The organism is Sulfitobacter delicatus (genome assembly GCF_900102535.1).
In the GTDB taxonomy this organism is placed as follows: domain Bacteria; phylum Pseudomonadota; class Alphaproteobacteria; order Rhodobacterales; family Rhodobacteraceae; genus Sulfitobacter; species Sulfitobacter delicatus.
In genome coordinates, this window is sequence record NZ_FNBP01000006.1 from 146227 (window position 1) to 165833 (window position 19607).

General features: G+C 60.7%; 18 protein-coding genes. 9 read left to right on the top strand and 9 right to left on the bottom strand.

Translation table 11 applies throughout. The features are described from left to right. Positions 1–3: 3 nt before the first annotated feature. From BLS57_RS12150 to BLS57_RS12160, 3 genes are all read left to right on the top strand, one after another. Positions 4–972: a threonine ammonia-lyase gene (locus BLS57_RS12150; protein ID WP_093742649.1), complete on the top strand. Its 969-nt coding sequence runs from the start codon at positions 4–6 to the stop codon at positions 970–972. 20 nt (positions 973–992) lie between these two features. After that, positions 993–2027, top strand: a complete 1035-nt coding sequence (locus BLS57_RS12155) for a P1 family peptidase (RefSeq protein WP_093742651.1) — start codon at positions 993–995, stop codon at positions 2025–2027. Positions 2028–2125: 98 nt separating this feature from the next. Beyond that, on the top strand, positions 2126–3772 hold the full coding sequence (locus BLS57_RS12160; protein WP_093742653.1) for a sulfatase-like hydrolase/transferase: 1647 nt from the start codon (positions 2126–2128) through the stop codon (positions 3770–3772). 59 nt (positions 3773–3831) lie between these two features. On the opposite strand, the gene BLS57_RS12165 is transcribed toward BLS57_RS12160, so the two are convergent. Together BLS57_RS12165 and BLS57_RS12170 are read right to left on the bottom strand one after the other, a co-directional pair. Next, on the bottom strand, positions 3832–4812 hold the full coding sequence (locus tag BLS57_RS12165; protein ID WP_093742655.1) for a zinc-binding dehydrogenase: 981 nt from the start codon (positions 4810–4812) through the stop codon (positions 3832–3834). 17 nt (positions 4813–4829) lie between these two features. Beyond that, a complete protein-coding gene (locus tag BLS57_RS12170; protein WP_093742657.1) occupies positions 4830–5435 on the bottom strand; it encodes a TetR/AcrR family transcriptional regulator in 606 nt (201 codons plus the stop codon). 249 nt (positions 5436–5684) lie between these two features. Between BLS57_RS12170 and BLS57_RS12175 the strand changes: the two genes are divergently transcribed. Then, entirely contained in the window at positions 5685–6431 is a 747-nt protein-coding gene (locus tag BLS57_RS12175) for an SDR family oxidoreductase (RefSeq protein ID WP_093742659.1), read from the top strand. Positions 6432–6435: 4 nt separating this feature from the next. Here BLS57_RS12175 and BLS57_RS12180 read toward each other — a convergent pair whose 3' ends face one another. The 4 genes from BLS57_RS12180 to BLS57_RS12195 form a co-directional block, all read right to left on the bottom strand. Then, the gene (locus BLS57_RS12180; RefSeq protein WP_093742661.1) at positions 6436–7884 is read right to left on the bottom strand and encodes an FAD-binding oxidoreductase; all 1449 of its coding nucleotides are present in this window, start codon (positions 7882–7884) and stop codon (positions 6436–6438) included. A gap of 24 nt (positions 7885–7908) precedes the next feature. Beyond that, a complete protein-coding gene (locus BLS57_RS12185; RefSeq protein WP_093742663.1) occupies positions 7909–9615 on the bottom strand; it encodes a thiamine pyrophosphate-binding protein in 1707 nt (568 codons plus the stop codon). Between the two features lie 33 nt (positions 9616–9648). Then, entirely contained in the window at positions 9649–11523 is a 1875-nt protein-coding gene (locus tag BLS57_RS12190; RefSeq protein ID WP_093742665.1) for a TRAP transporter permease, read from the bottom strand. A 129-nt stretch (positions 11524–11652) separates the two neighbouring features. Next, a complete protein-coding gene (locus BLS57_RS12195; protein WP_244153674.1) occupies positions 11653–12612 on the bottom strand; it encodes a TAXI family TRAP transporter solute-binding subunit in 960 nt (319 codons plus the stop codon). Positions 12613–12866: 254 nt separating this feature from the next. Here BLS57_RS12195 and BLS57_RS12200 point away from each other — a divergent pair, with 254 nt between their 5' ends. The 5 genes from BLS57_RS12200 to BLS57_RS12220 are packed head-to-tail and all read left to right on the top strand — an operon-like array spanning position 12867 to position 16151. Next, positions 12867–13622, top strand: coding sequence for a FadR/GntR family transcriptional regulator (locus BLS57_RS12200; protein WP_093742668.1), 756 nt, complete (start codon positions 12867–12869; stop codon positions 13620–13622). Beyond that, positions 13619–14404 (top strand): ATP-dependent sacrificial sulfur transferase LarE, encoded by a 786-nt coding sequence (gene larE, locus BLS57_RS12205; RefSeq protein ID WP_093742669.1) that lies wholly within the window; start codon positions 13619–13621, stop codon positions 14402–14404. Before BLS57_RS12200 ends, larE begins: the two co-directional genes overlap by 4 nt. After that, positions 14385–15092 (top strand): nickel pincer cofactor biosynthesis protein LarB, encoded by a 708-nt coding sequence (gene larB / locus BLS57_RS12210; protein WP_244153675.1) that lies wholly within the window; start codon positions 14385–14387, stop codon positions 15090–15092. Before larE ends, larB begins: the two co-directional genes overlap by 20 nt. 3 nt (positions 15093–15095) lie before the next feature. Continuing rightward, positions 15096–15812, top strand: a complete 717-nt coding sequence (locus BLS57_RS12215; RefSeq protein WP_093742671.1) for a FadR/GntR family transcriptional regulator — start codon at positions 15096–15098, stop codon at positions 15810–15812. Between the two features lie 24 nt (positions 15813–15836). Beyond that, positions 15837–16151 carry an NIPSNAP family protein gene (locus tag BLS57_RS12220; protein WP_093742673.1) on the top strand — a complete coding sequence of 105 codons (315 nt, stop codon included), beginning with the start codon at positions 15837–15839 and terminating at the stop codon, positions 16149–16151. A gap of 39 nt (positions 16152–16190) precedes the next feature. Here the strand turns inward: BLS57_RS12220 and BLS57_RS12225 are convergent, their stop codons facing one another. Genes BLS57_RS12225 through BLS57_RS12235 form a run of 3 tightly spaced genes read right to left on the bottom strand, consistent with a single transcriptional unit; the run spans position 16191 to position 19494 of the window. Beyond that, positions 16191–17153, bottom strand: a complete 963-nt coding sequence (locus tag BLS57_RS12225) for a 2-hydroxyacid dehydrogenase (RefSeq protein WP_093742677.1) — start codon at positions 17151–17153, stop codon at positions 16191–16193. Beyond that, entirely contained in the window at positions 17150–18691 is a 1542-nt protein-coding gene (locus tag BLS57_RS12230) for an aldehyde dehydrogenase (NADP(+)) (protein WP_093742681.1), read from the bottom strand. Before BLS57_RS12230 ends, BLS57_RS12225 begins: the two co-directional genes overlap by 4 nt. A gap of 2 nt (positions 18692–18693) precedes the next feature. Next, complete coding sequence (locus BLS57_RS12235; RefSeq protein WP_093742684.1) at positions 18694–19494, bottom strand: HpcH/HpaI aldolase family protein; 801 nt, start codon at positions 19492–19494, stop codon at positions 18694–18696. Between the last annotated feature and the right edge of the window lie 113 nt (positions 19495–19607).

Consider the following 19607-nt stretch of genomic DNA (forward strand, 5'->3'; position numbering starts at 1 on the left):
ACTATGTCTCCTGTCTCCGACCTCATCTCTCAATCCGCCGCCCGTTCCTGTGCCGTGCATCGCAAGATTGCAGGCGCCATCAGCCGCACCCCGGTTATCGCGTCGCGCCTGGCGCTGCCGGAAGGAACGCAATTGCTCTACAAGGCTGAGAACTTCCAGCACACCGGCTCTTTTAAACTGCGCGGGGCGAGCGCCAAGTTGACCACCGTGCCGCTTGACCGGCCTGTCATTACCGCTTCGTCCGGCAACCACGGCATTGCCTGTTCGCTCGCGGCCCAGACCACCGGGCATGAGTTGATCGTGGTGCTGCCGGAAACCGTCGTCGCCAAAAAGCGTCAGACGATCGAGTCCTTCGGCACCAAGGTCGTAATCCACGGCGCGGATGCGTCGCTGTCGGAACTGCACGCGCAGCAGTTGGCTGAGGCGGAAGGCTATACCTATATCTCGCCCTATAACGACGCAGAGGTAATCGCGGGGCAGGGGACCGCGGCGCTGGAACTGCTGGACCAGATCGGCAAGGTCGACAACGTGTTCGTCTCTATGGGCGGCGGCGGTCTGATCTCTGGCATGGGTTCGGTGATCAAAGAGTTTTCGCCCCAGACCCGCGTGATCGGCGTGAGTGCCAGCAACAGTTGCGCACTGGCGGCGTCGATCGAGGCGGGGCAGATCGTGGAAACCGAACACCTCGATACGCTCGCCGATGGCGTCGCAGGCGGGGTGGACTCGGATTCCCTGACGCTGCCCATGGCCAGCGAGGTCATTGATCAGATCGTGCATTGCGACGAAGAGCAGATTGCCGCTGCCCTGAAGGTGCTGGCTTGGGAAGAAAACATGCTGGTCGAAGGCGCCGCGGGTCTCGCGCTCGCGGCCTATCTGGCGAACCAAGACGCCTATGCAGGCCAGACCTCTGCCGTGTTGCTCTGCGGCGGGAACTACGAGGTGGCGCAGTTGCGCAGGGTGATCTCGGCGTAACCGGGGCGGAGTGGTGCTAGATGAGAGACCTGCTGAACTGTAGCGCATGGTGGACGCTGCCGACGGGGCCCACCAATACGATCTGCGATATTGCCGGTATCACTGTTGGCAATGAAAGCCTGCGCGGGGAGGGCGAATGCAGCGGTGTGACTGCGGTTCTGCCACATCAAGATGACCTCTTTGCGCGCCCTGTGCCTGCTGGTATTGCGGTGCTCAACGGTTTCGGCAAAAGCGCGGGCTTAATGCAGGTTGAGGAACTCGGCGAAATCGAGACACCCATCCTTTTGACCAATACCTTCGCTGTCGGCACCTGTTCTACCGCGCTGATCCGGCGGGCGATTGCCGCTGATCCCGAAATCGGACGCCGCAAATGCACGGTCAATCCGGTGGTTCTGGAATGTAACGACGGGACGGTGAACGACATCCAAGCGCTTGCTGTGACGGAAGACCACGCAAATGCCGCCATCGCTGCTGCCGCGTCGCGGTTCGATCAAGGGACGGTCGGCGCGGGCAGTGGAATGAAAACCTTCGGCTATGCGGGCGGGATCGGGTCGTCCTCTCGCCGGGTTGACCTCCCGGGTGGTGCGGGTTTTGGACTGGGGGCTTTGGTGCTGTCGAACTTCGGCCAGCAAGCGGCGCTTCGGGTCTTGGGACAGCAGATACCGCCTCCGCAGGGTGCGGGCGGCGGCGATCCGGACAAAGGATCGATTATCATCCTTCTCGCGACCGATGCACCGCTCTGCGCGCGGCAGCTGACGCGCGTAGCCCGCCGCAGCGCTGCTGCCCTTGGGCGGTTGGGCAGCCATATCGGCCACCAAAGCGGCGACATCGCTTTGGCCTTTTCCACCGCCAATAGTGTGCCGCGTGACAGCGGTGACACTTTTGCCGCGACACGCCTGAATGAAAGCCGCATGGATACGTTTTTTGTCGCTGCGGTCGAAGCTGTCGAGGAAGCCGTTCTGAACGCGCTTTGGCATGCGGTGCCGCAGCGTGGCTATGATGGGTCGATCTTACCTTCGTTCCGGGAACGGGTTGCTGCGTATTTCGCGCAATAGACGGGAATGCTCTATGACATCTCACACCAGTCCGGCGCAAACCGTTGCTGGTCTTTCAGGCGCAGCCTGTGGCTAACTTCGGGAATGGAGGAATCGGCTTGAATATTCTGTTCGTCATGTATGACCAATTGCGCTTTGACTACCTAAGCTGCGCTGGCCATCCGCATCTGAAGACGCCTCATTTTGACCGTCTGGCCGCACGCGGCGTGCGCTTTACAAATGCCTATGTGCAGTCGCCGATCTGTGGCGCGAGCCGGATGTGCTATTACACGGGCCGCTACGCTTCCAGCCATGGCGCTCAGTGGAACGGCTTCCCCTTGCGGGTCGGTGAGGTAACGATGGGCGACCATCTGCGCGAGGCAGGGATGGACTGCTGGCTGATCGGCAAGACCCATATGAAGGTGGACGCCAAAGGCATGGCGCGGCTCGGCTTGACCGAAGAAAGTGTTATCGGGGCGCGGCAAGCCGAATGCGGCTTTGACGTATGGGTCCGAGATGACGGGCTTTGGGGTGAGGGGCCGGACGGGTTTTATGACGAAAAACGCTCCCCCTATAATGAGTATCTGAAGTCTCGCGGGTATAGTGCCTCCAACCCCTGGGCCAGCCACGCCAATGCCGGCGTTGTGGATGGAGAGATCGCGTCGGGCTGGATGTTCCAGAACGCCGATCTGCCTGCCAATATCCGGGAGGAAGACAGCGAAACGCCATGGCTTACCTCGGAAACCATCCGGTTCATCGAGCAGGCGAAAGAGCCGTGGTGCGCCCATGTGAGCTATATCAAACCGCATTGGCCTTACATTGTGCCCGCGCCCTATCACGACATGTATGGCCCGCAGCATGTCGCCCCGCCCACCCGCGACGCGGGTGAACGCGAAGATCCCCATCCAGTCTATGCCGCCTATATGGGCAATAAGATCGCGCAGGCCTTTGACGATCCCGAGGTGCGGGCCAAGGTGATCCCAGCCTATATGGGGTTGATCAAACAGTGTGATGACCAACTGGGTCGGCTGTTAGACTACCTCGAAAGCAGCGGTCGGATGGACGATACGATGATCGTGCTCACCTCGGATCACGGTGATTATCTGGGCGATCATTGGCTGGGGGAGAAGGACATGTTTCATGATCCTTCGGTCAAAGTACCGATGATCGTTTTCGATCCGCGTGTCGAAGCGGATGCAACCCGCGGCACCACCTGCGACGCCTTGGTGGAAGCAATTGACCTCGCCCCGACCTTTGTCGAGGTGGCGGGGGGTAAGATTGCGGATCACATCCTCGAAGGCCGCAGCCTGATCCCGCATTTGCATGGCACGGCGGAGGAGACACGTGAATTTGTCGTCAGCGAATACGACTATTCGGCGACGCCGATTTGCGAAAAACTGGGGCTTGCGACGCGCGATGCACGCATGTTCATGGTCTTTGATGGTCGGTTCAAGCTGATCCACTTTGAAGGCGGGTTTCGACCTATACTTTTCGACCTGAAGACAGATCCCGAGGAGTTTCGGGACCTTGCGAAAGGGTCTGCGCATGCGGCCGAAATAGACCATCTCTATGGGCTGCTGGGCCAGTGGAGCCGTCGGATGTCCCAACGGGTAACGCGGTCTGACGATGACATTCACGAGATGCGCGGCAAGTCAGGACGCAAGGGCATTTTGCCCTTTCTGAAGGACGGCAGCGAAGTGCCTGCTGAACTTACTGAGAAATACCGGGGTCAGGTTCAAGGCGACTATACGAAGCCGGAGAAATAGCCTGAGGAATGCTGCAGCGGCCCGTGTCTTAAGCCGCTGCAACCTTAGTTTGCCAACACTTACGGGCGCAGCATGACCTTGCCACCGCGGCCAGTAGACAATGCCGCTTTCATCGCTTCAGCTGCGTCTGCCAAAGCGTAGGTGCCGCCGGTGTCGAGGGGCAATTCGCCCTTGGCAGCCAGCTGCACCAATTCGCCGATCAGCCGTCCCCGCGTTTCTGGCGCCATTTCGCTGCTGACACGCGAGCCCCAGAAACCTTTAACGGTGATGTGCTTCATGATGAGTTCGCCCGAGGACATCGACAGCGGCGCGCCGGTCGCGGTGCCGAAGACGATCAACTCGCCATCTTTGCCGAGCAGTTCGACCAATTGACCGCCCAATTCGCCGCCTACTGAGTCGATGGCCGAAACCGCGCCGCCTTTGCCGATCAGGTCGCGAGCCTTTGTCTGCCAGTCTGCGTCTGCCGTGGAGAGGACATTCTCAACGCCCACCTCGCGCAGTTCATCTGCTGCTTCTTCACGACGCACGAGGTTCAGCAGGTTGATGCCGCGGGCCTTGGCCAGGCCCACCATGATTTTGCCAACTGCACCATTCGCGGCGGTCTGGATCAGCCAGTCGCCTTTCTGCACCTTCAGCGTTTCCAAAAGCGACAGGGCGCTGAAAGGCATGGCGATCAATTGCGCGCCAGCCTCATCGGTAATGACATCGGGCAGGGGCAAGAGACCAGCGGCGGGGGCGGTAAAATACTCGGCCCAAGCGCCATGGAAACCTGCTGCAGTGACCCGCGTGCCGATCAGCGCTTCGTCCACACCTTCGCCGACACTCTCGACAATGCCGAGCGCTTCGGTACCGCCGATCGCTCCGGGCAGCTCAGGCTTGTAGCCATAATTGCCGCGGACCGTCCAAAGATCGTGGTTGTGGATGGGCGACAGGACCATGCGCACCAAAGCTTCGCCCGCGGCAGGGGCGGGAGTGGGGACTTCGCGTGTCGTGATAACATCGGCGGGTTCGCCAAATGTGTCGTGGATTGCAGCAAACATGCTGTTTCCTTTCAGTTTTAGAATTGATCCCCAGTCGGGGAAAGTTGGGAGGTGGTTTCAGCGCGGGCCATGCGCAGAGGCGCATCGCTTTGCGCCAGCTTTGCCAGCACCGCGGCGCCCAGCCATTTTGCATAGAGCATTCGGGCGGTGGCATCAGGATCGATGAAGGGACGAACTGAACCCTCCTTTGCCCCTTCGCGCAGCAGGCTCGCAAGACGCGTGACAAGCGCGTCAACGCCGCGGTCAAGTGTCTCGCGCATCGGGTCCGACAGGTCCGCGATTTCTGAGCCGAGTTTGACCACAAGACAGGCGCTTGCAATGCCGGGGGCTGTAGAGTGACTGAGCCAAGCGTCCCAGAAGTTCTCAAGCTTTGCACCTGCATCGCCCGGCCCGGCAATCAATGCGTCGACCCGGTTCAGATAGCCTTCGACGTAATCTGCGAGCATCGCTGTGCCGAACGCCTCTTTCGAGGCGAAGTAGTAGTAGAACGAACCTTTGGGAACGCCGCTCTCTGCCAATATGCGCGCAAGACCTACGCCCGAAAACCCGTGCTGCAATACAAGCGCACGCCCGCTGTCGAGAATGCGCTGCCGCGTTTGATCTGATTTCTTTGCGTCTGTCATACCGGGGAGATACGTATTATTAGACCGGTCGTCTAGTGCACTCGCGTTTTTGTGAGTTGGGTGCTTTTGGGGCGTACGGCTTGCGTGCGAACTTGGCCATCTCGCAGGCTGGCTACTAGAGGGAGAGCGGTTGGGGGCCGATCAGCGGTCTTCTGTGATCAGTAATCCGAAAGTCCCGCAAAATCATATCATTGCAAAGGTTGATATATTAGTCTGGGTTTAACGTTTGGATCCAGTTGAGGTGCGACCATGGACAACAAGATTGCTCTTATTACAGGCGGGGGGAGCGGTGTCGGCCTAGCCTGCGCGCAGCGGTTGGCGCGGGATGGGTTTACGCTTGTCCTCACCGGTCGGCGCCAGGAAGCCCTAGATGACGCCTGCGCCACTTTGGACGGGCAGGGGCATTTAGCTCTCGCCGCTGATGTGGGAAGCGAGGCGGATGTGGATGCCCTGTTTGGACGCATCGAAGCAAAGTTCGGTCGGCTTGATCTGTTGTTCAACAACGCCGGACGCAACGGCCCTGCGGTAGAGATTGACGACCTGAGTGTTACCGACTGGAATGACATCGTTGCAACCAATCTGACGGGATCGTTCCTCTGCGCCCGCGCCGCCTTTGCCCTGATGAAACGGCAGGACCCCAAGGGGGGGCGTATCATCAATAACGGCTCTATCAGCGCGCATGTGCCGCGCCCGCTTTCCACGCCCTATACCGCCACCAAACATGCGATCACTGGACTTACGCGATCCCTGTCATTGGACGGGCGCAAACATGACATCGCTTGCGGGCAGATCGACATCGGCAATGCGGCGAGCGAGATGACCGAGAGGATGAAGGACGGTGTCCTGCAGCCCGATGGCAGCCGCGCGCCGGAACCGCGGATGGATGTGGGCGACGTGGCTGAAACCCTGTCGTATATGGCGCGGTTGCCGCTCAGTTCTAACGCCATGTTCGTGACTGTTATGGCGACCAAAATGCCCTATGCCGGACGCGGGTAGCCGCTCAGAGTACTTTGCCCGGGTTCAGCATCTGGCCCGGGTCGAGCACTGCTTTCAGCTGTTCCATCAGTTCCAGCGCGACGGGGTCTTTGTAGCGTCGGAGTTCCGCGCGTTTGAAGGTACCGATGCCGTGTTCCGCCGAAAATGAACCACCCATCTCATGCACGATATCATGCACGATCCGGTTAAAAGCGCCGTATTCGGCGAGGAAGTCAGCATCCGCCATGTCGACAGGGCGGGATAGGTTAAAGTGCAGGTTTCCGTCCCCAAAATGTCCAAAGGGGCAGGGGCGCAGGCCGGGCATGTGATCCATACAGGCTTGGGTCGCGACTTTGATGAAATCCGCCACGCGGGAAACGGGGACCGAGACGTCATGCTTGATCGAGGCGCCTTCGGGTTTCTGCGCTTCAGATAAGTTCTCCCGCAGTGCCCAGAGCGCATCCTTCTGCGCTTCAGATGCCCCGATCACCGCGTCGATGATCTCTTCAGCTTCAAATGCCGCTTCAAGCGCCCCTTCGAGCCGCGCGTCGAGATCGGCCTGCGCGCCGTTACCGGTGAGTTCGATCAGGCAATAGGCCGGGTGCACCTCGACCATGGGATCACTACAGCCGGGGGCGTGATCGACCACCATCTGCAGGCCGAGCCGGTCAATATACTCGAAGGTCGAGAGGGTGTCGGCGGTCTGACTGCGCATGCGCGCGTAGAGCGCGAGGGCCGGGTCCGGACCCGTGCAGGCAACCAGTGCTGTGGCACGTGCGGTGGGTTTGGGGAAGAGTTTGATGACGGCAGCAGTGATAATCCCCAGCGTGCCCTCGGCCCCGATAAAGAGGTTTTTAAGGTCGTAGCCGGTGTTGTTTTTGCGCAAGCCGTTGAGGTCATTCAATACGCGGCCATCGGGCAAGACGACCTCCACCCCGAGCACGAGATCGCGGGTATTGCCATAGCGCAGCACCGCCGTGCCGCCCGCGTTTGTCGACAGGTTGCCGCCGATTTGGCAGGAGCCTTCGGAGGCCAGCGACAGGGGAAAGAGCGCATCGACTTCATCAGCGGCGGCCTGGATATTCGCCAGAATGCAGCCTGCTTCGACGGTCATGGTGGCATTGGTCGGATCGACCTGGCGGATACGGTTCAGTCTGTCGGTGGTCAGGATGATACCGCCGTCCGGTACGCCACCGCCTGCAAGACCGGTGTTGCCGCCCTGCGGGGTGACCGGCACTTTGGCGGTTTGGCACAGCCGCAGACAGGTGGCGACCTCTTCGGTGGAGCCGGGACGCAGCAGGGCGATTGCCGTGCCGCTGCGCAGGCCGCGGTCTTCGACAAGGCGGGTGGCTAGATCCTGCGCATCAGTCAGCACATAGGCCGCACCGATGGCGTCGCGCAGGGCGTCGAGCAGGGGGACGTGATCGCGGCTGTCCGTTCCGGACGCGCCGCGTTCTGCAGTGAGGGTGGTCATCTCGGTTATCCTTTACACAGGCCTTTAGCGCTGATCCGCGCCAACCTTTTTGCGAGCGGCATCGCGGAGCTTACTGATGGTGGTGCGGGTGGAGATTTGCTCAGGGTCCGTTACTAATTCGATCAACGCCGGGCGGCCGCTTTCACGCGCGCGGGCGAAAGCGCTGGCAAAATCTTCGGTTTTGGTAACCCGTTCCGCATGGGCGCCAAGACCCTCCGCCATTTTGACGAAATCCTGGTTCTGGAGGGTGGTGCCGGAAATGCGCTCGGGGTGGTCCCGCTCTTGGTGCATGCGGATCGTGCCGTAGATGCCGTTGTTGAACAGCAGCACGATGGGGCAGCCGCCGTATTGCGCGGCAGTGGCCAACTCGTTGCCGCTCATCATGAAACCGCCATCACCGACGAATGAGAGGGTGAGCCGTTCTGGCTCGGCGATTGAGGCCGCGACGGCGGCGGGCACCGAATAGCCCATTGCGCCGCAGGTCGAGCCTACGATCCGGCCCGGACGGCCAAAACGCAGGAACCGTTGCGCCCAGCCGGTGTGGTTGCCGGCGTCGAGTGTCACGACCACATCGTCAGGCAGCTCATCACGGATTTGGGCCAGAGCAACCCCCATGTCGAGGTCCCAATCGCCGCCGTTCGGGGCTTCGGTATCGGTCAGGTAATCAGAATGGAGTTTCTCGCACCACGCGCCCCAAGCCTCTGCACGGCCCAGATCGAGGCCATCCAAAGCAGCCGCAACGGAGACCGGTGCTGCGGCAATCCCGAGGTCAGGCGAATAGACTCGCCCGATCTCATCCGTATCGGGATAAAGGTGCACCAGCCGGGTGTCGGGGTTGGGCGACTGCATCGTGGTGTAGGTCTTGGTCGTCATTTCGCCCAAACGCGCGCCGATGACCACCAAAAGGTCTGCCTCGCGCTGATGTGCATAAAGGCTCGGCGCGGTGGACGTGCCGAAGTCCCCGGCAAAAACGGGCGAGAGGTTGTCGACGATATCCTGCCTGCGGAAGGAGGTCGTGACGGGGATCTTGTTGGCTTCGGCAAAGCGCGTGATCGCAGCAGCACTTTCGTCTGACCAACCCGAGCCGCCAAGCAGCATCAGCGGGCGTTCGGCCTGCGAGAGCTCGGCTTTGAGCATGTCGAGCTGTTCGGCGGAAAGCGCCGCATGGGTGGCGGTATAGGGTCGTGCATCAGCCACCGAGACGACTTCGGTCAGCATGTCTTCGGGCAGGGAAACAACGACCGGACCGGGGCGGCCCGAGGTCGCCACCCGGAAGGCGCGGGCCATATATTCCGGCACGCGCGCCGGGTCATCGATCTGCGTGGCCCATTTCGCGATCGGGCCGAACATGGCGCGGTAGTCGATTTCCTGAAAGGCTTCGCGGTCGGTGGTGTCGCGGGCGATTTGGCCGACGAGCAGGATCATCGGCGTGCTGTCTTGCTGCGCGATATGCACGCCGATGGCGGCATGACAGGCACCGGGACCACGGGTGACCATGCAGATGCCCGGCTTGCCCGTCAGTTTGCCATAGGTCTCGGCCATATTCGCGGCTCCGGCCTCGTGACGTGCGTTCACGAGGGTGAACTTGTTTTGCACGTCATGCAGCGCATCGAGCACCTCAAGGTAGCTTTCGCCGGGGACGCAATAGGCGGTGTCGGCGCCGTGGATCAGCAATTGGTCCACGAGAACCTGTCCGCCGGTCCGCGCCTTGAGGGATGTTTTTTGCAGCATGTGAAATGTGCTCCGTTTCGTTCGTTCAGATAATTAGCTGTGGGTGGCAGGCTGGCTCTGCGGGTCTGGCGTCCTGGCCTTTTGGATGGCCAGGATAATGCCTGCGATGACCAGCCCCGAGGCGGTGAGCCTCAAATCGGGATAGATCAGCAGCAGCGACGCGCCAAAGAGAACCACCGACAGCAGGTTTGACAGTCTGCCAAAGTAGTAGCGCTGCAGGGCCGCGGCCAGAAGGATAACGCCAATGGTCGCTTGCAGCAGGACGAGGGTCACTTGTACTGCCGAGCCTTGCATCAGGATCGCCGGTTCATAGACGAACATGAAGGGCACGATGAAGCCCGTAGCGCCAAGTTTCACCGCAGCCCAGCTCGCCTCGACGATTTTGGCATGCGACAGGGTGTTGGCCGCATAGACCGCCATGGCGACAGGTGGGGTGATGGCCGACAGGATCGCGAAGTAGAACACAAAGAGGTGCGCCGCTTCGACCTGTACGCCGAGCTTTACCAGCGCCGGCACCAGCAGAGCAACCTGCACGATATAGGCCGGTGTCGTCGGCATCCCCATACCAAGGATGATGCCTGCAATCATCGACAGGAAGAGCGCGATAACCAGCGTGTCCTGTGCCGCTTCGATTACGAAGTTCGAGAAGGTGAGGCCAAGCCCGGTAATGTCGATTACGCCAACCACGATGCCCGCACAGGCACAGGCCGCAGCAATCGCCAACACGTTACGCGCGCCGCCTTCCAGGGCTTCGAGAATGTTGTCTACGGTGACGTAATGGCGGGTTGTCTTACGAAGTGCCGCGACAGGCACTACCGAGACGATACCGCACAGCGCCGCATAAGGAGCCGAATAGCCCATCATCAGCACGCCGACGATGATCGCCAGAGGCAGGAACAGATGGCCACGGTCGATCAATACGGTTTTCAGTGGCACTTGGTCCTCTTTAGGGACCGAGCCGATGCCCTTACGCTTGGCCTCAAAATGCACCGCAGCGAAGAGGGCGACGTAGAAGAGAATGGCAGGTGCCAGCGCGTATTTCGCGACGGTCAGATAGCCGACGCCGAGGTATTCGGCCATGACAAAGGCCGCAGCGCCCATGACCGGGGGCATGATCTGGCCGCCGGTGGAAGCCACCGCCTCAACCGCGCCGGAGAAGGCCGGTTTGAACCCCATGCGTTTCATCAAAGGGATGGAGAATGTGCCGGTGGTCATCACATTGGCCACGGCCGAGCCGGAAACGGAACCGAAAAGGCCAGAGGTCACGCAAGCCACTTTTGCCGGGCCGCCAACCTGACGACCTGTCAACGCCACCGCGAAATCCATGAAGAGTTGCCCCACGCCCATCCGCTCGACCAGCGAGCCAAAGAGGATGAAGAGAACCATATAGGTCGCCGACACGGCGATCGGGATGCCGAAGATGCCTTCGGGCGTCATAAAGAGTTGTTCAAGGATGACCGAGGGAAGGGTCGACGTGAACGCGAGCCCATAGGCCATGAAGAGGATCGCGGTGATCGGCAGCATTGGCCCCAGCATCCGGCGTGTCGCTTCCAGCAACAGTAAGACGAGGGTGATGCCCACGACGATGTCCATCGGCATCAGCGGATCAACATAGAGGAAACGCTGGGTGATGTAGTTAAGGTTGAGCGAGGGGTAGAGCGCCGCGCTCATGGCCACGAGGCCGAGCGCAACATCATACCAACTCGGTACATCATTGCGCAGACCTTTGCGGTTCACGGTCAGAAAGATCAGCAGCAGCGCCAATGCGACGTGGACGCCGCGCATGATGTAGGGGTTGGGCGGGCCAACAAAGGCGACGTAGAGATGCCAAGCAGCCATGCCGACCAGGATCAGCCTTGCTATACGGGTAATCAGGGGCATCTTGTCCAGAAGGATCGACAGTTGCATGGGGTTCTCGCGTCTAATGTGGGGGCGGCCATCGGCACGGCAGCGCAGTCGCGCGGGCCTCTGGCAAGTGTGAGTGGGGGCCGGGCGGAGCGATGTGCCCCGTCCAGCCCGACTTCTAAGCGGGAGGAATTACATCCCCGAGACGCCGCGCTCGGCGTAGAACTCTTTGGCCGCAGGGTGGAAGGGCACGCCGATATCGGTGGCCATTTCCTCAACCGTCAGGTTCGCCATGGATTTGCTGATCGCGGCAAAGCTTTCGTTGTTGTCCGCAATGGCAGAGAGAACGGATTTGACGATTTCACCGTCGTAGTCGCAGGGGGCAACCATATGCGTGTCATAGCTGATCGCGTGGACGGTCTCGTCGAAGCCCGGATAGGCGCCAGCTTTGACTTCGCGGCGTTGGAAGGCGGCGTTCTTGTCCTTGAAGTACTTGAACGTTTCTTCATCCACATCGACCAGACGGATTTTGCGCGAGGAGGCGAGATCCATCACCGAGCCAGTAGGCAGGGAGGAACCCAGTGTGAAGAAGTCAGCTTGACCGTCTTTCATCTGCGACGCCGAGTCCGAGTAGGAGGTGTTCGCCACGCTATCGAGGTCGTCGAATGTCATGTTAGCAGTCGACAGCAATTCGCGGGTCAGGAATTCACCGGTGTTGCCAAGCTGCTGTGTCGTCAGGCGCTTGCCCTTCATGTCGGCGATGGTCTTGATGCCGGAATCTTCCAGCGCCACAATCTGGAAATACTGCGGGTAGAGAATGCCGAGGTTGCAGACATTTGTCGTGGCCTTACGGAAAGGCTCTTTGCCCGAGAGGCTGTCCACGGTGGAAATCGAGTTTGCGAAAGCGATACCGAAACGGCCCGCGTCAACGCCCACCACATTGGACACACCGGCGCCCGGGGTCACGGTGATGTCCATATCTGGGTTTTCGCGCTCGACAATCGCTTTGATTGCGCCGCCGACCGGGTACCATGAGCCGCCCTGCTGGCCTGTCGCCATGACAAAGCTTTCAGCATGTGCTGCGACACCTGTCACGGCAAAAAGGATGGTGGCCGCCGTTGTCTGGCGAATCGTTTTAGAAATCAGTGACATTGAAACTCCTCCCGAGTTTTGACTGTGTACCGGCAGTAAATAATCGGGTTCTGGGCTCCCCCCTGACACCCCGGTGCCGTGTTTTTGCAGACTGCGGCGAATTCCCTAGCCTGTCAATTAAAAATACAAATTGCCCGAAATTTAGGCGGAGTTGTCATGTTGTATCCCGCTTGCAATAGCGGGGTGGGCGCTAACTCCTGTACATTGACAACTTGTCATACAGGTGTACCAATTAGCAAAAGGATGTTGAAAACATGACAGGAAATCTTCAGGCGACAGCGCTACTCGTTGATGGGGCCACGTTGAGCGACCAGGTGACAGAGGTGTTGCGGCACAATGTCGTAAACGGTGTCTGGGGCGTGGGTGATCTGTTGCCGTCCGAAACAGCTCTCGCAAGTGATTTCGATGTCAGCCGCACCGTCATTCGTGAAGCGGTCTCGCGCCTGAAGGCGGAAGGCATGTTGTCCAGCAGACAGGGGCGGGGGGCCTTTGTGGCGAGCAACCGACCGCGACAGGGTTTCGCCATCCCCGAATGTGATATGGAAAGCCAACGCAAACTGGCGCAGATTCTGGAGCTGCGCATGGGGTTGGAAATTGAGGCCGCGGCGATTGCTGCCTTGCGCGCGACGCCGGAGGCGCGGTTGGAAATCCAGCGCACGGCAGAAGCCTATGACCAAACCAACCAGAGCGACGGACCAGCCGTGGCGACCGGGGTGAGCGCCGATCTGGAGTTTCACCGTGCCGTTTGCGTCGCCACGGGGAATGACTACTACCTCGGCCTGTTTAACTATCTTGTGGCCAGCTTGCGCGAGACCATGCTGGCGGGGCGGCTGCAGGCGCTCAAGCGCGGGGGCGAAAGCCGTGATGCCGTGCAGGAGCATTACGACATTGCGGCTTCGATTGCCGAAGGCGACGCCGAATGCGCCCGACAGCGGATGCGAGACCATTTGCAGATGTCCAGCGCGCGTCTCTTAGCGCAGTTGAAGACCGAGGAAGACTCGGGCGAATGACCCTACCTGCTGCTCTCTATTCAGCGCTCGAAGCGCCCCATTCGTTGACCATTGCCCTAAGCGGCGGGATCGACAGTCTGACCCTTTCCGCCGCAGCAGCCGAGGTGCGCGGCGCGGATCGTGTGACCCTTTGCCATGCGGTATCCGCCGCCGTACCCGCAGCCGCCACCGCGCGGGTTAAGGAATTCGCGGCCGCGCAGGGCTTGCAGTTGAAACTCGTGGACGCGGGAGAGTTCGCGGACCCGGCTTATCGCGCCAACCCGGTGAACCGCTGCTATTTCTGTAAGTCCAACCTCTATGGCACGCTCGCCCGAATGGGCCCGCTTGTTGCAGCAGGAACCAATACTGACGACCTGTCGGATTACCGCCCCGGTCTGCAGGCCGCAAAAGAGCATGGGGTGCTGCATCCTTTCGTTACCGCGCAAATGTCGAAGGCGGATGTGCGGGCGTTGGCCCGGACGTTAGGGCTTGGAGACCTCGCGGAACTGCCGGCTGCGCCCTGTTTGGCGAGCCGGATCGAAACCGGCCTGCGGGTGGAGCCTGCGGATCTGGCGGTGATCGATCGGGTCGAAGTAATGCTGAAGGAGATGCTGGGCCAAGTGACCCTGCGCTGCCGGTTGTTGCGGGGCGGTTGGGTGATTGAAATTGACCCGCCCGTATATGCGGCGCTGTCGGCGCAACAGCGTGCCGAGATCGGGTCGGAGGTAGAGCGCATCACGCGCGATGACCGGCCCGTCAATCTGCGCGCCTATTCGAGAGGAAGTGCTTTTGTCCATCAATGAATCAGGCCCGGACGGGCATCCCGACGTGACCTTTGATCGGGGGCGCGGGCGCCGGATCGGGATCGAAGAAGCCGTGCTTTGCGAGCATAAATCCGTGGAGCAAATTGCGGGGATTTTGACCGATGCCGTGGCCGAAGAGCGGCGGATGCTTTTGACCCGATTGACGGCGGCACAGTTCGATGCGCTACCCGACGAACTTCGCAATGCTGTGGACTATTGCAGCGCATCGCGCACTGCCGTTCTAGGAGAGATCGGCCCGCTGTCGGATACCCCGCGCATTGGTTTGGTCAGCGCCGGCACTTCTGATTATGCCCCAATGGCTGAGGCAAAGCGTACGCTGGCCTATGGCGGGATGGATGCCACCGAAGTCTCTGACGTTGGGGTGGCTGGTCTCTGGCGCCTGTTGGCGCGCGAGGAATTGCTGCGCGAGATGGATGTGGTGATCGTCTTTGCCGGAATGGACGCAGCGCTTCCGTCGGTTGTGGCCGGATTGGTGCCGGGCGTTGTGATTGGTGTGCCTACATCTGTCGGCTATGGTGTCGCCCGCGGCGGGAGGGTCGCGCTCGATTCGATTTTGGCCAGCTGTGCGCCGGGGGTGACAGTGGTGAATATCGATAACGGCTATGGCGCGGCGACTTCGGCGTTGCGACTGGCCAATATGATGCGTCGCGCGGCGGCGGGGGAGTAACCGGTGACTGCGCCGAAACTGAAAATTAAAAAACGGCAAACGCTGGCCGACCAACTCTACGGGCAGGTGCTTGAGCAAATCGTATCCAACAAGCTGGCACAGGGGGAAAAGCTGCCCTCTGAACACCAGATTGCAACTGCCTTCGGCGTCTCGCGCCCGGTTGTGCGAGAGGCGTTGCGCAAGTTGCAGGAGGACGGACTTGTCGAAGCGCGACGCGGTGTCGGCACCTTTGTGCGCCGGCGGCCTTCGGAAAAGCTGATCGAATATACCACGGCAGGCTCTGTTGCGGGCCTCATGCGCGCGATGGAGGCGCGGATCACGGTGGAGAAGGCGACGGCCCGCATGGCCGCGTTGCGTGCCAACCCGAAGGATATCGCCCGGATCGAGACGGCATTGCAGGTGCTTGAGGAATCGATGCAGGCGCGGACACCGTCGTTCGATGCTGATTACCAGTTTCACCGGGCCATTGCCGAGGCCTCGGGCAATGAAGTCTTTATTCAGATGTTGGACTGCGCGCGGGATGCCATCGAACAGGGTATCGATGTCGCGCAGAAGCTCACGCGCGAAGGTACGCAAAACCGGATTGATGTTGTGATCAGCGAGCATCGGCAAATTTTGGAAGCGATCCGCGCGGGCGACGCTGAGGTCGCGGGCGTGTCTATGGCCTATCACCTGTTGCAAGCGCGGACGCGGATCACCGACCACGCTGGCATCGCCTGACACCACTCACCCGAAAGGCTTCTAATGATTTACGACCACCGCACCTATTGTTGCCGTCCTGGCACGATCAAAAAGCACCTCGCGCTTTATGCCGAATATGGGTTCCCCGCACAGAAACGCATTCTAGGCGCACCGGTGATCTATGCGCAGGTAGAGACAGGGGACGTGAATTCGTTCGTGCATATCTGGGCCTATGAAGACGCTGCAGATCGTGCTGCACGACGTGCTGAAATGGCGGCGGACCCAGATTGGCAGGCTTATTTGAAGAAAAGCGCTGAGGCAGGGTATCTGATCAGCCAAACCAACGAAATCTTGATGCCGGTGGATCTAGAAGGCTGAAGGATAGCCCCGGACCGTCAGCGCAGTCCGGGGCTTTGTTCAGGCGACGATGCAGCTTTCGTCAATCCCGCGGCCTTCGTGGAAGGCGCGGATGTTGCTGGCCCAATGGTTGACCATCCGCTTGAGATTGTCCTCGCTATGGCCGCCGATATGTGGAAGCGGTAGCACGTTATCGAGGCGCAGCAGCGGGTTGTCCGGCTTGATCGGCTCTTCGGTGAAGACATCCAGCGCGGCCCCTGCAATGCGACGGTGGGTCAGCGCGTCGATCAATGCGGCTTCGTCGATCAAGCCGCCCCGACCCGTGTTGACCAGAAGAGCCTCGTCTTTCATCTGATCTAGCTCCGCCGCGCCGATGGTGCGGCGCGAAGCCTCTGTCAGGGGCATGTGCAGGCTTACGATATCGCAGGTGGACAGGATCTCGTCGCGGTCTGCATAGCGGGCGCTGGTGTCTTCAACTTCTCCTGAGCGGCGGTAGTAGAGCACCTCACAGTCAAAGCCGGTCAGCCGTTTGGCCACCAACTGGCCGATCGCGCCAAAGCCCAGCAGGCCGACCTTCTGGCTGCTGAGGTCTCGCGCGCCGGGAACGATGTCGGGCACGATCCATTTGCCCGCGCGGGTGTTGTTGTAGTGCAGGGGAATGCGGCGCAGGGCGGCGATCATCATGCCGATGGTGAGGTCTGCAATTGTCGGTGCGTTGACACCTGGGCTGCGCGCCACGGTCACGCCTTTCTCCCGCGCGATGTCGAGCGGGATTTTGTCGTATCCGGTGCCCCATTGATGCACTAGTTTGACGGTATCCGCGTTGCGCAAAACCTGCGCAGGCAGGCCCCGGCCGCGCGGCACGATATAGGGTGCGCCTTTCGCAACTTTCGCAAAGTCCTCTTCCGCAAACGACTCTGCGAACCTCAGGTCGAGCCCTTGGGCATAACCGCGCACCTTGTCCTGCATGTCCTGCGGCATGGCGTCGAGGACGGCAACGGGGCCGATCAGCTCGGCGCTCATGCGGTGGCCTCGCGCAGGTCTTCGGGCAGCAATGCGTCGGGCAGGTTCTGGTAGGACACGGGCCGCAGGAAGCGGCGGATCGCCAATGTGCCCACAGAGGTCGCGCCGAAGTTGGTCGATGCAGGGTAGGGGCCGCCGTGAACCATCGCGTCGCAGACTTCGACCCCGGTGGGGAAGCCGTTGACCAGCACCCGGCCCGCTTTGCGTTCAAGGATCGGCATCAGTGCCTGCGCGGCTTCGGTATCGCCGTCGTCCATGTGGATCGTCGCTGTGAGTTGGCCTTCAAAGCCTTTGGCGAGTTCGTGCATTTGCTCTCTCGAAGAGACCCGCAGGACGAGGCCGAGCGGGCCAAAGACCTCTTCGCCAAGCGCGTGATCTTGGAGGTAGGTGTCCGCATCTGTCTCAAAAAGGTTTGGCTGTGCGCTGCGGCCTTCGCTCTCGTTGCTTACCAGCGCGCGAACAGCGTTGCGCCCGGTGAAACGTTCTTTGCCGTCACGGTAGGCTTGCGCGATGCCGTCTGTCAGCATCACTTGTGGACCGACCTGTTCCAGCGCTTCTTTGGCGGCGGCGACAAAGGCATCACCTTCCGCGCCCTTGCGCACCACAGCGATGCCGGGGTTGGTGCAGAACTGCCCGGCGCCCATGGTGAGCGATCCGGCCCAGCCTTCGCCCACTTCGGCGGCGCGGTTCTTGGCTGCCTCTTCAAGCAGGAACATCGGATTGACGGAACCCAGTTCGCCAAAGAACGGGATCGGCTCGGGCCGCTGAGCGCAAAGGTCAAAGAGCGCGCGGCCCCCAGCGAGTGAGCCGGTGAAGCCCACGGCTTTAATCAACGGATGCTGGACCAGTGCCTGACCCACATCGCGGCTGTTGGCGTGGATAAGGGAGAAGACACCGGGATGAACGCCGCATTTCTGGATCGCCGCGTGGATTGCTTCGGCGACGATTTCGCCTGTGCCGGGGTGGGCGGAGTGGCCCTTCACAACGACCGGGCAACCCGCGGCCAGTGCGGCTGCGGTGTCGCCGCCGGCGGTTGAGAAGGCGAGCGGGAAGTTCGAGGCGCCAAAGACGGCCACCGGACCGATGGGGCGTTGCACCATGCGGATGTCAGGCCGCGGCATTGGCTGGCGGTCGGGCAAGGCGACATCGACGCGACGGTCCAGATGCGCGCCCTTTCGGATGTGATCGGCGAAGAGCCGGAGTTGTCCCATCGTGCGACCGCGTTCGCCTTGCAGGCGCGCTGTGGGCAAGCCGCTTTCGCGGGCGCCAACTTCGGTGATGATCTCGGCACGCGCCTCCATTTCATCCGCGATGGCGTCGAGGAAATCCGCGCGGCTGTCACGGCTAAAATAGGCGTAGGACCAAAAGGCGTCTTCTGCAGCTTCACAGGCGGCATCCACATGCGCGGGCGTGCCGAGTTGGAACTGGTCACTCTCGCCAGCAGCGGGCGAATTGGCAAAGGTCTCTCCGCCGCCGACCCATTCGCCAGCGATGAGATGCTTGCCGTGGGGGTGAAATGTCTTGCTGTCGGAGGTCATGATCAATCCTTGTCGGTTTGGTGTTTCGATGTTGTCGTCGACTGGCCCATGGTCTGGACTAACGCGTCCATCTGTCGGGCCAGCAGCCAGGCATCGCCCGCGATGGCGACGAATTCGATCCCGTCGTCAAAGTAGCGTTGTGCCGGTTCAGCGCCGTAGCCGAGGATGCCCGCAGGCAGTCCTGCTCTGTGGATCTCGGAAACGGCTGCGCGGATCTTGGCTTGTACGTCAGGGTGCATCGGGTTGCCTGCATGGCCCATAGCGGCGGACAGATCGCCCGGCCCAATGAAGATCGCGTCGACACCGGGCACCTCGGAAATGGCCGGAATATTATCGACCGCCTCCGGCGTTTCGACCTGAACGATAACGCATTGTGATGCCGCGTAGCTGCTAAGGTAGCCAGTATCACGGCCATAGTTGTTCGCGCGGATGGTGGCGGAAATGCCGCGCAGCCCCTCTGGGGGATAGCGGGTCCAGGATACCGCGCGCCTTGCCTCTTCGGCATTTTGGATCATCGGGAACATCAGGTTTTGCACCCCGATATCCAGCAAGCGTTTGGTCATTGTCTGGTCAGAGGTGGGCATGCGCACGATGACGGGAGTGGTAGTCGAGGCCGAAGCTGCCGCACGCAGATGGTCGGTGATCTGGCTAAGGTCATTGGGCGCATGCTCCATGTCGAGCAGGAGCCAATCAATGCCACTGCCGGCCGCGATTTCCGTTGCTATGGGCGCGCAAAGCGAGAGCCAGAAGCCAGAGAGACGGCTGCCGCGGCAAAGCGATTGTTTCAGCGTTTTCCCCGACATTTTCGCAATCCGCCCTTCAAATGGTATCGACAATCAGGGTGATACGGTAATATATCAGTTGGAGCAAGATGGGATTTTGCCCATTTCGGAATCGAGTTTCAGCTGGCGAGGAT

Coding starts and splice junctions, on each gene's coding strand:
- BLS57_RS12150 (WP_093742649.1), top strand. CDS start 4: ATGTCTCCTGTCTCCGACCTCATCTCTCAATCCGCCGCCCGTTCCTGT.
- BLS57_RS12155 (WP_093742651.1), top strand. CDS start 993: ATGAGAGACCTGCTGAACTGTAGCGCATGGTGGACGCTGCCGACGGGG.
- BLS57_RS12165 (WP_093742655.1), bottom strand. CDS start 4,812: ATGTTTGCTGCAATCCACGACACATTTGGCGAACCCGCCGATGTTATC.
- BLS57_RS12170 (WP_093742657.1), bottom strand. CDS start 5,435: ATGACAGACGCAAAGAAATCAGATCAAACGCGGCAGCGCATTCTCGAC.
- BLS57_RS12175 (WP_093742659.1), top strand. CDS start 5,685: ATGGACAACAAGATTGCTCTTATTACAGGCGGGGGGAGCGGTGTCGGC.
- BLS57_RS12180 (WP_093742661.1), bottom strand. CDS start 7,884: ATGACCACCCTCACTGCAGAACGCGGCGCGTCCGGAACGGACAGCCGC.
- BLS57_RS12185 (WP_093742663.1), bottom strand. CDS start 9,615: ATGCTGCAAAAAACATCCCTCAAGGCGCGGACCGGCGGACAGGTTCTC.
- BLS57_RS12190 (WP_093742665.1), bottom strand. CDS start 11,523: ATGCAACTGTCGATCCTTCTGGACAAGATGCCCCTGATTACCCGTATA.
- BLS57_RS12195 (WP_244153674.1), bottom strand. CDS start 12,612: ATGTCACTGATTTCTAAAACGATTCGCCAGACAACGGCGGCCACCATC.
- BLS57_RS12200 (WP_093742668.1), top strand. CDS start 12,867: ATGACAGGAAATCTTCAGGCGACAGCGCTACTCGTTGATGGGGCCACG.
- larE (WP_093742669.1), top strand. CDS start 13,619: ATGACCCTACCTGCTGCTCTCTATTCAGCGCTCGAAGCGCCCCATTCG.
- BLS57_RS12220 (WP_093742673.1), top strand. CDS start 15,837: ATGATTTACGACCACCGCACCTATTGTTGCCGTCCTGGCACGATCAAA.
- BLS57_RS12225 (WP_093742677.1), bottom strand. CDS start 17,153: ATGAGCGCCGAGCTGATCGGCCCCGTTGCCGTCCTCGACGCCATGCCG.
- BLS57_RS12230 (WP_093742681.1), bottom strand. CDS start 18,691: ATGACCTCCGACAGCAAGACATTTCACCCCCACGGCAAGCATCTCATC.
- BLS57_RS12235 (WP_093742684.1), bottom strand. CDS start 19,494: ATGTCGGGGAAAACGCTGAAACAATCGCTTTGCCGCGGCAGCCGTCTC.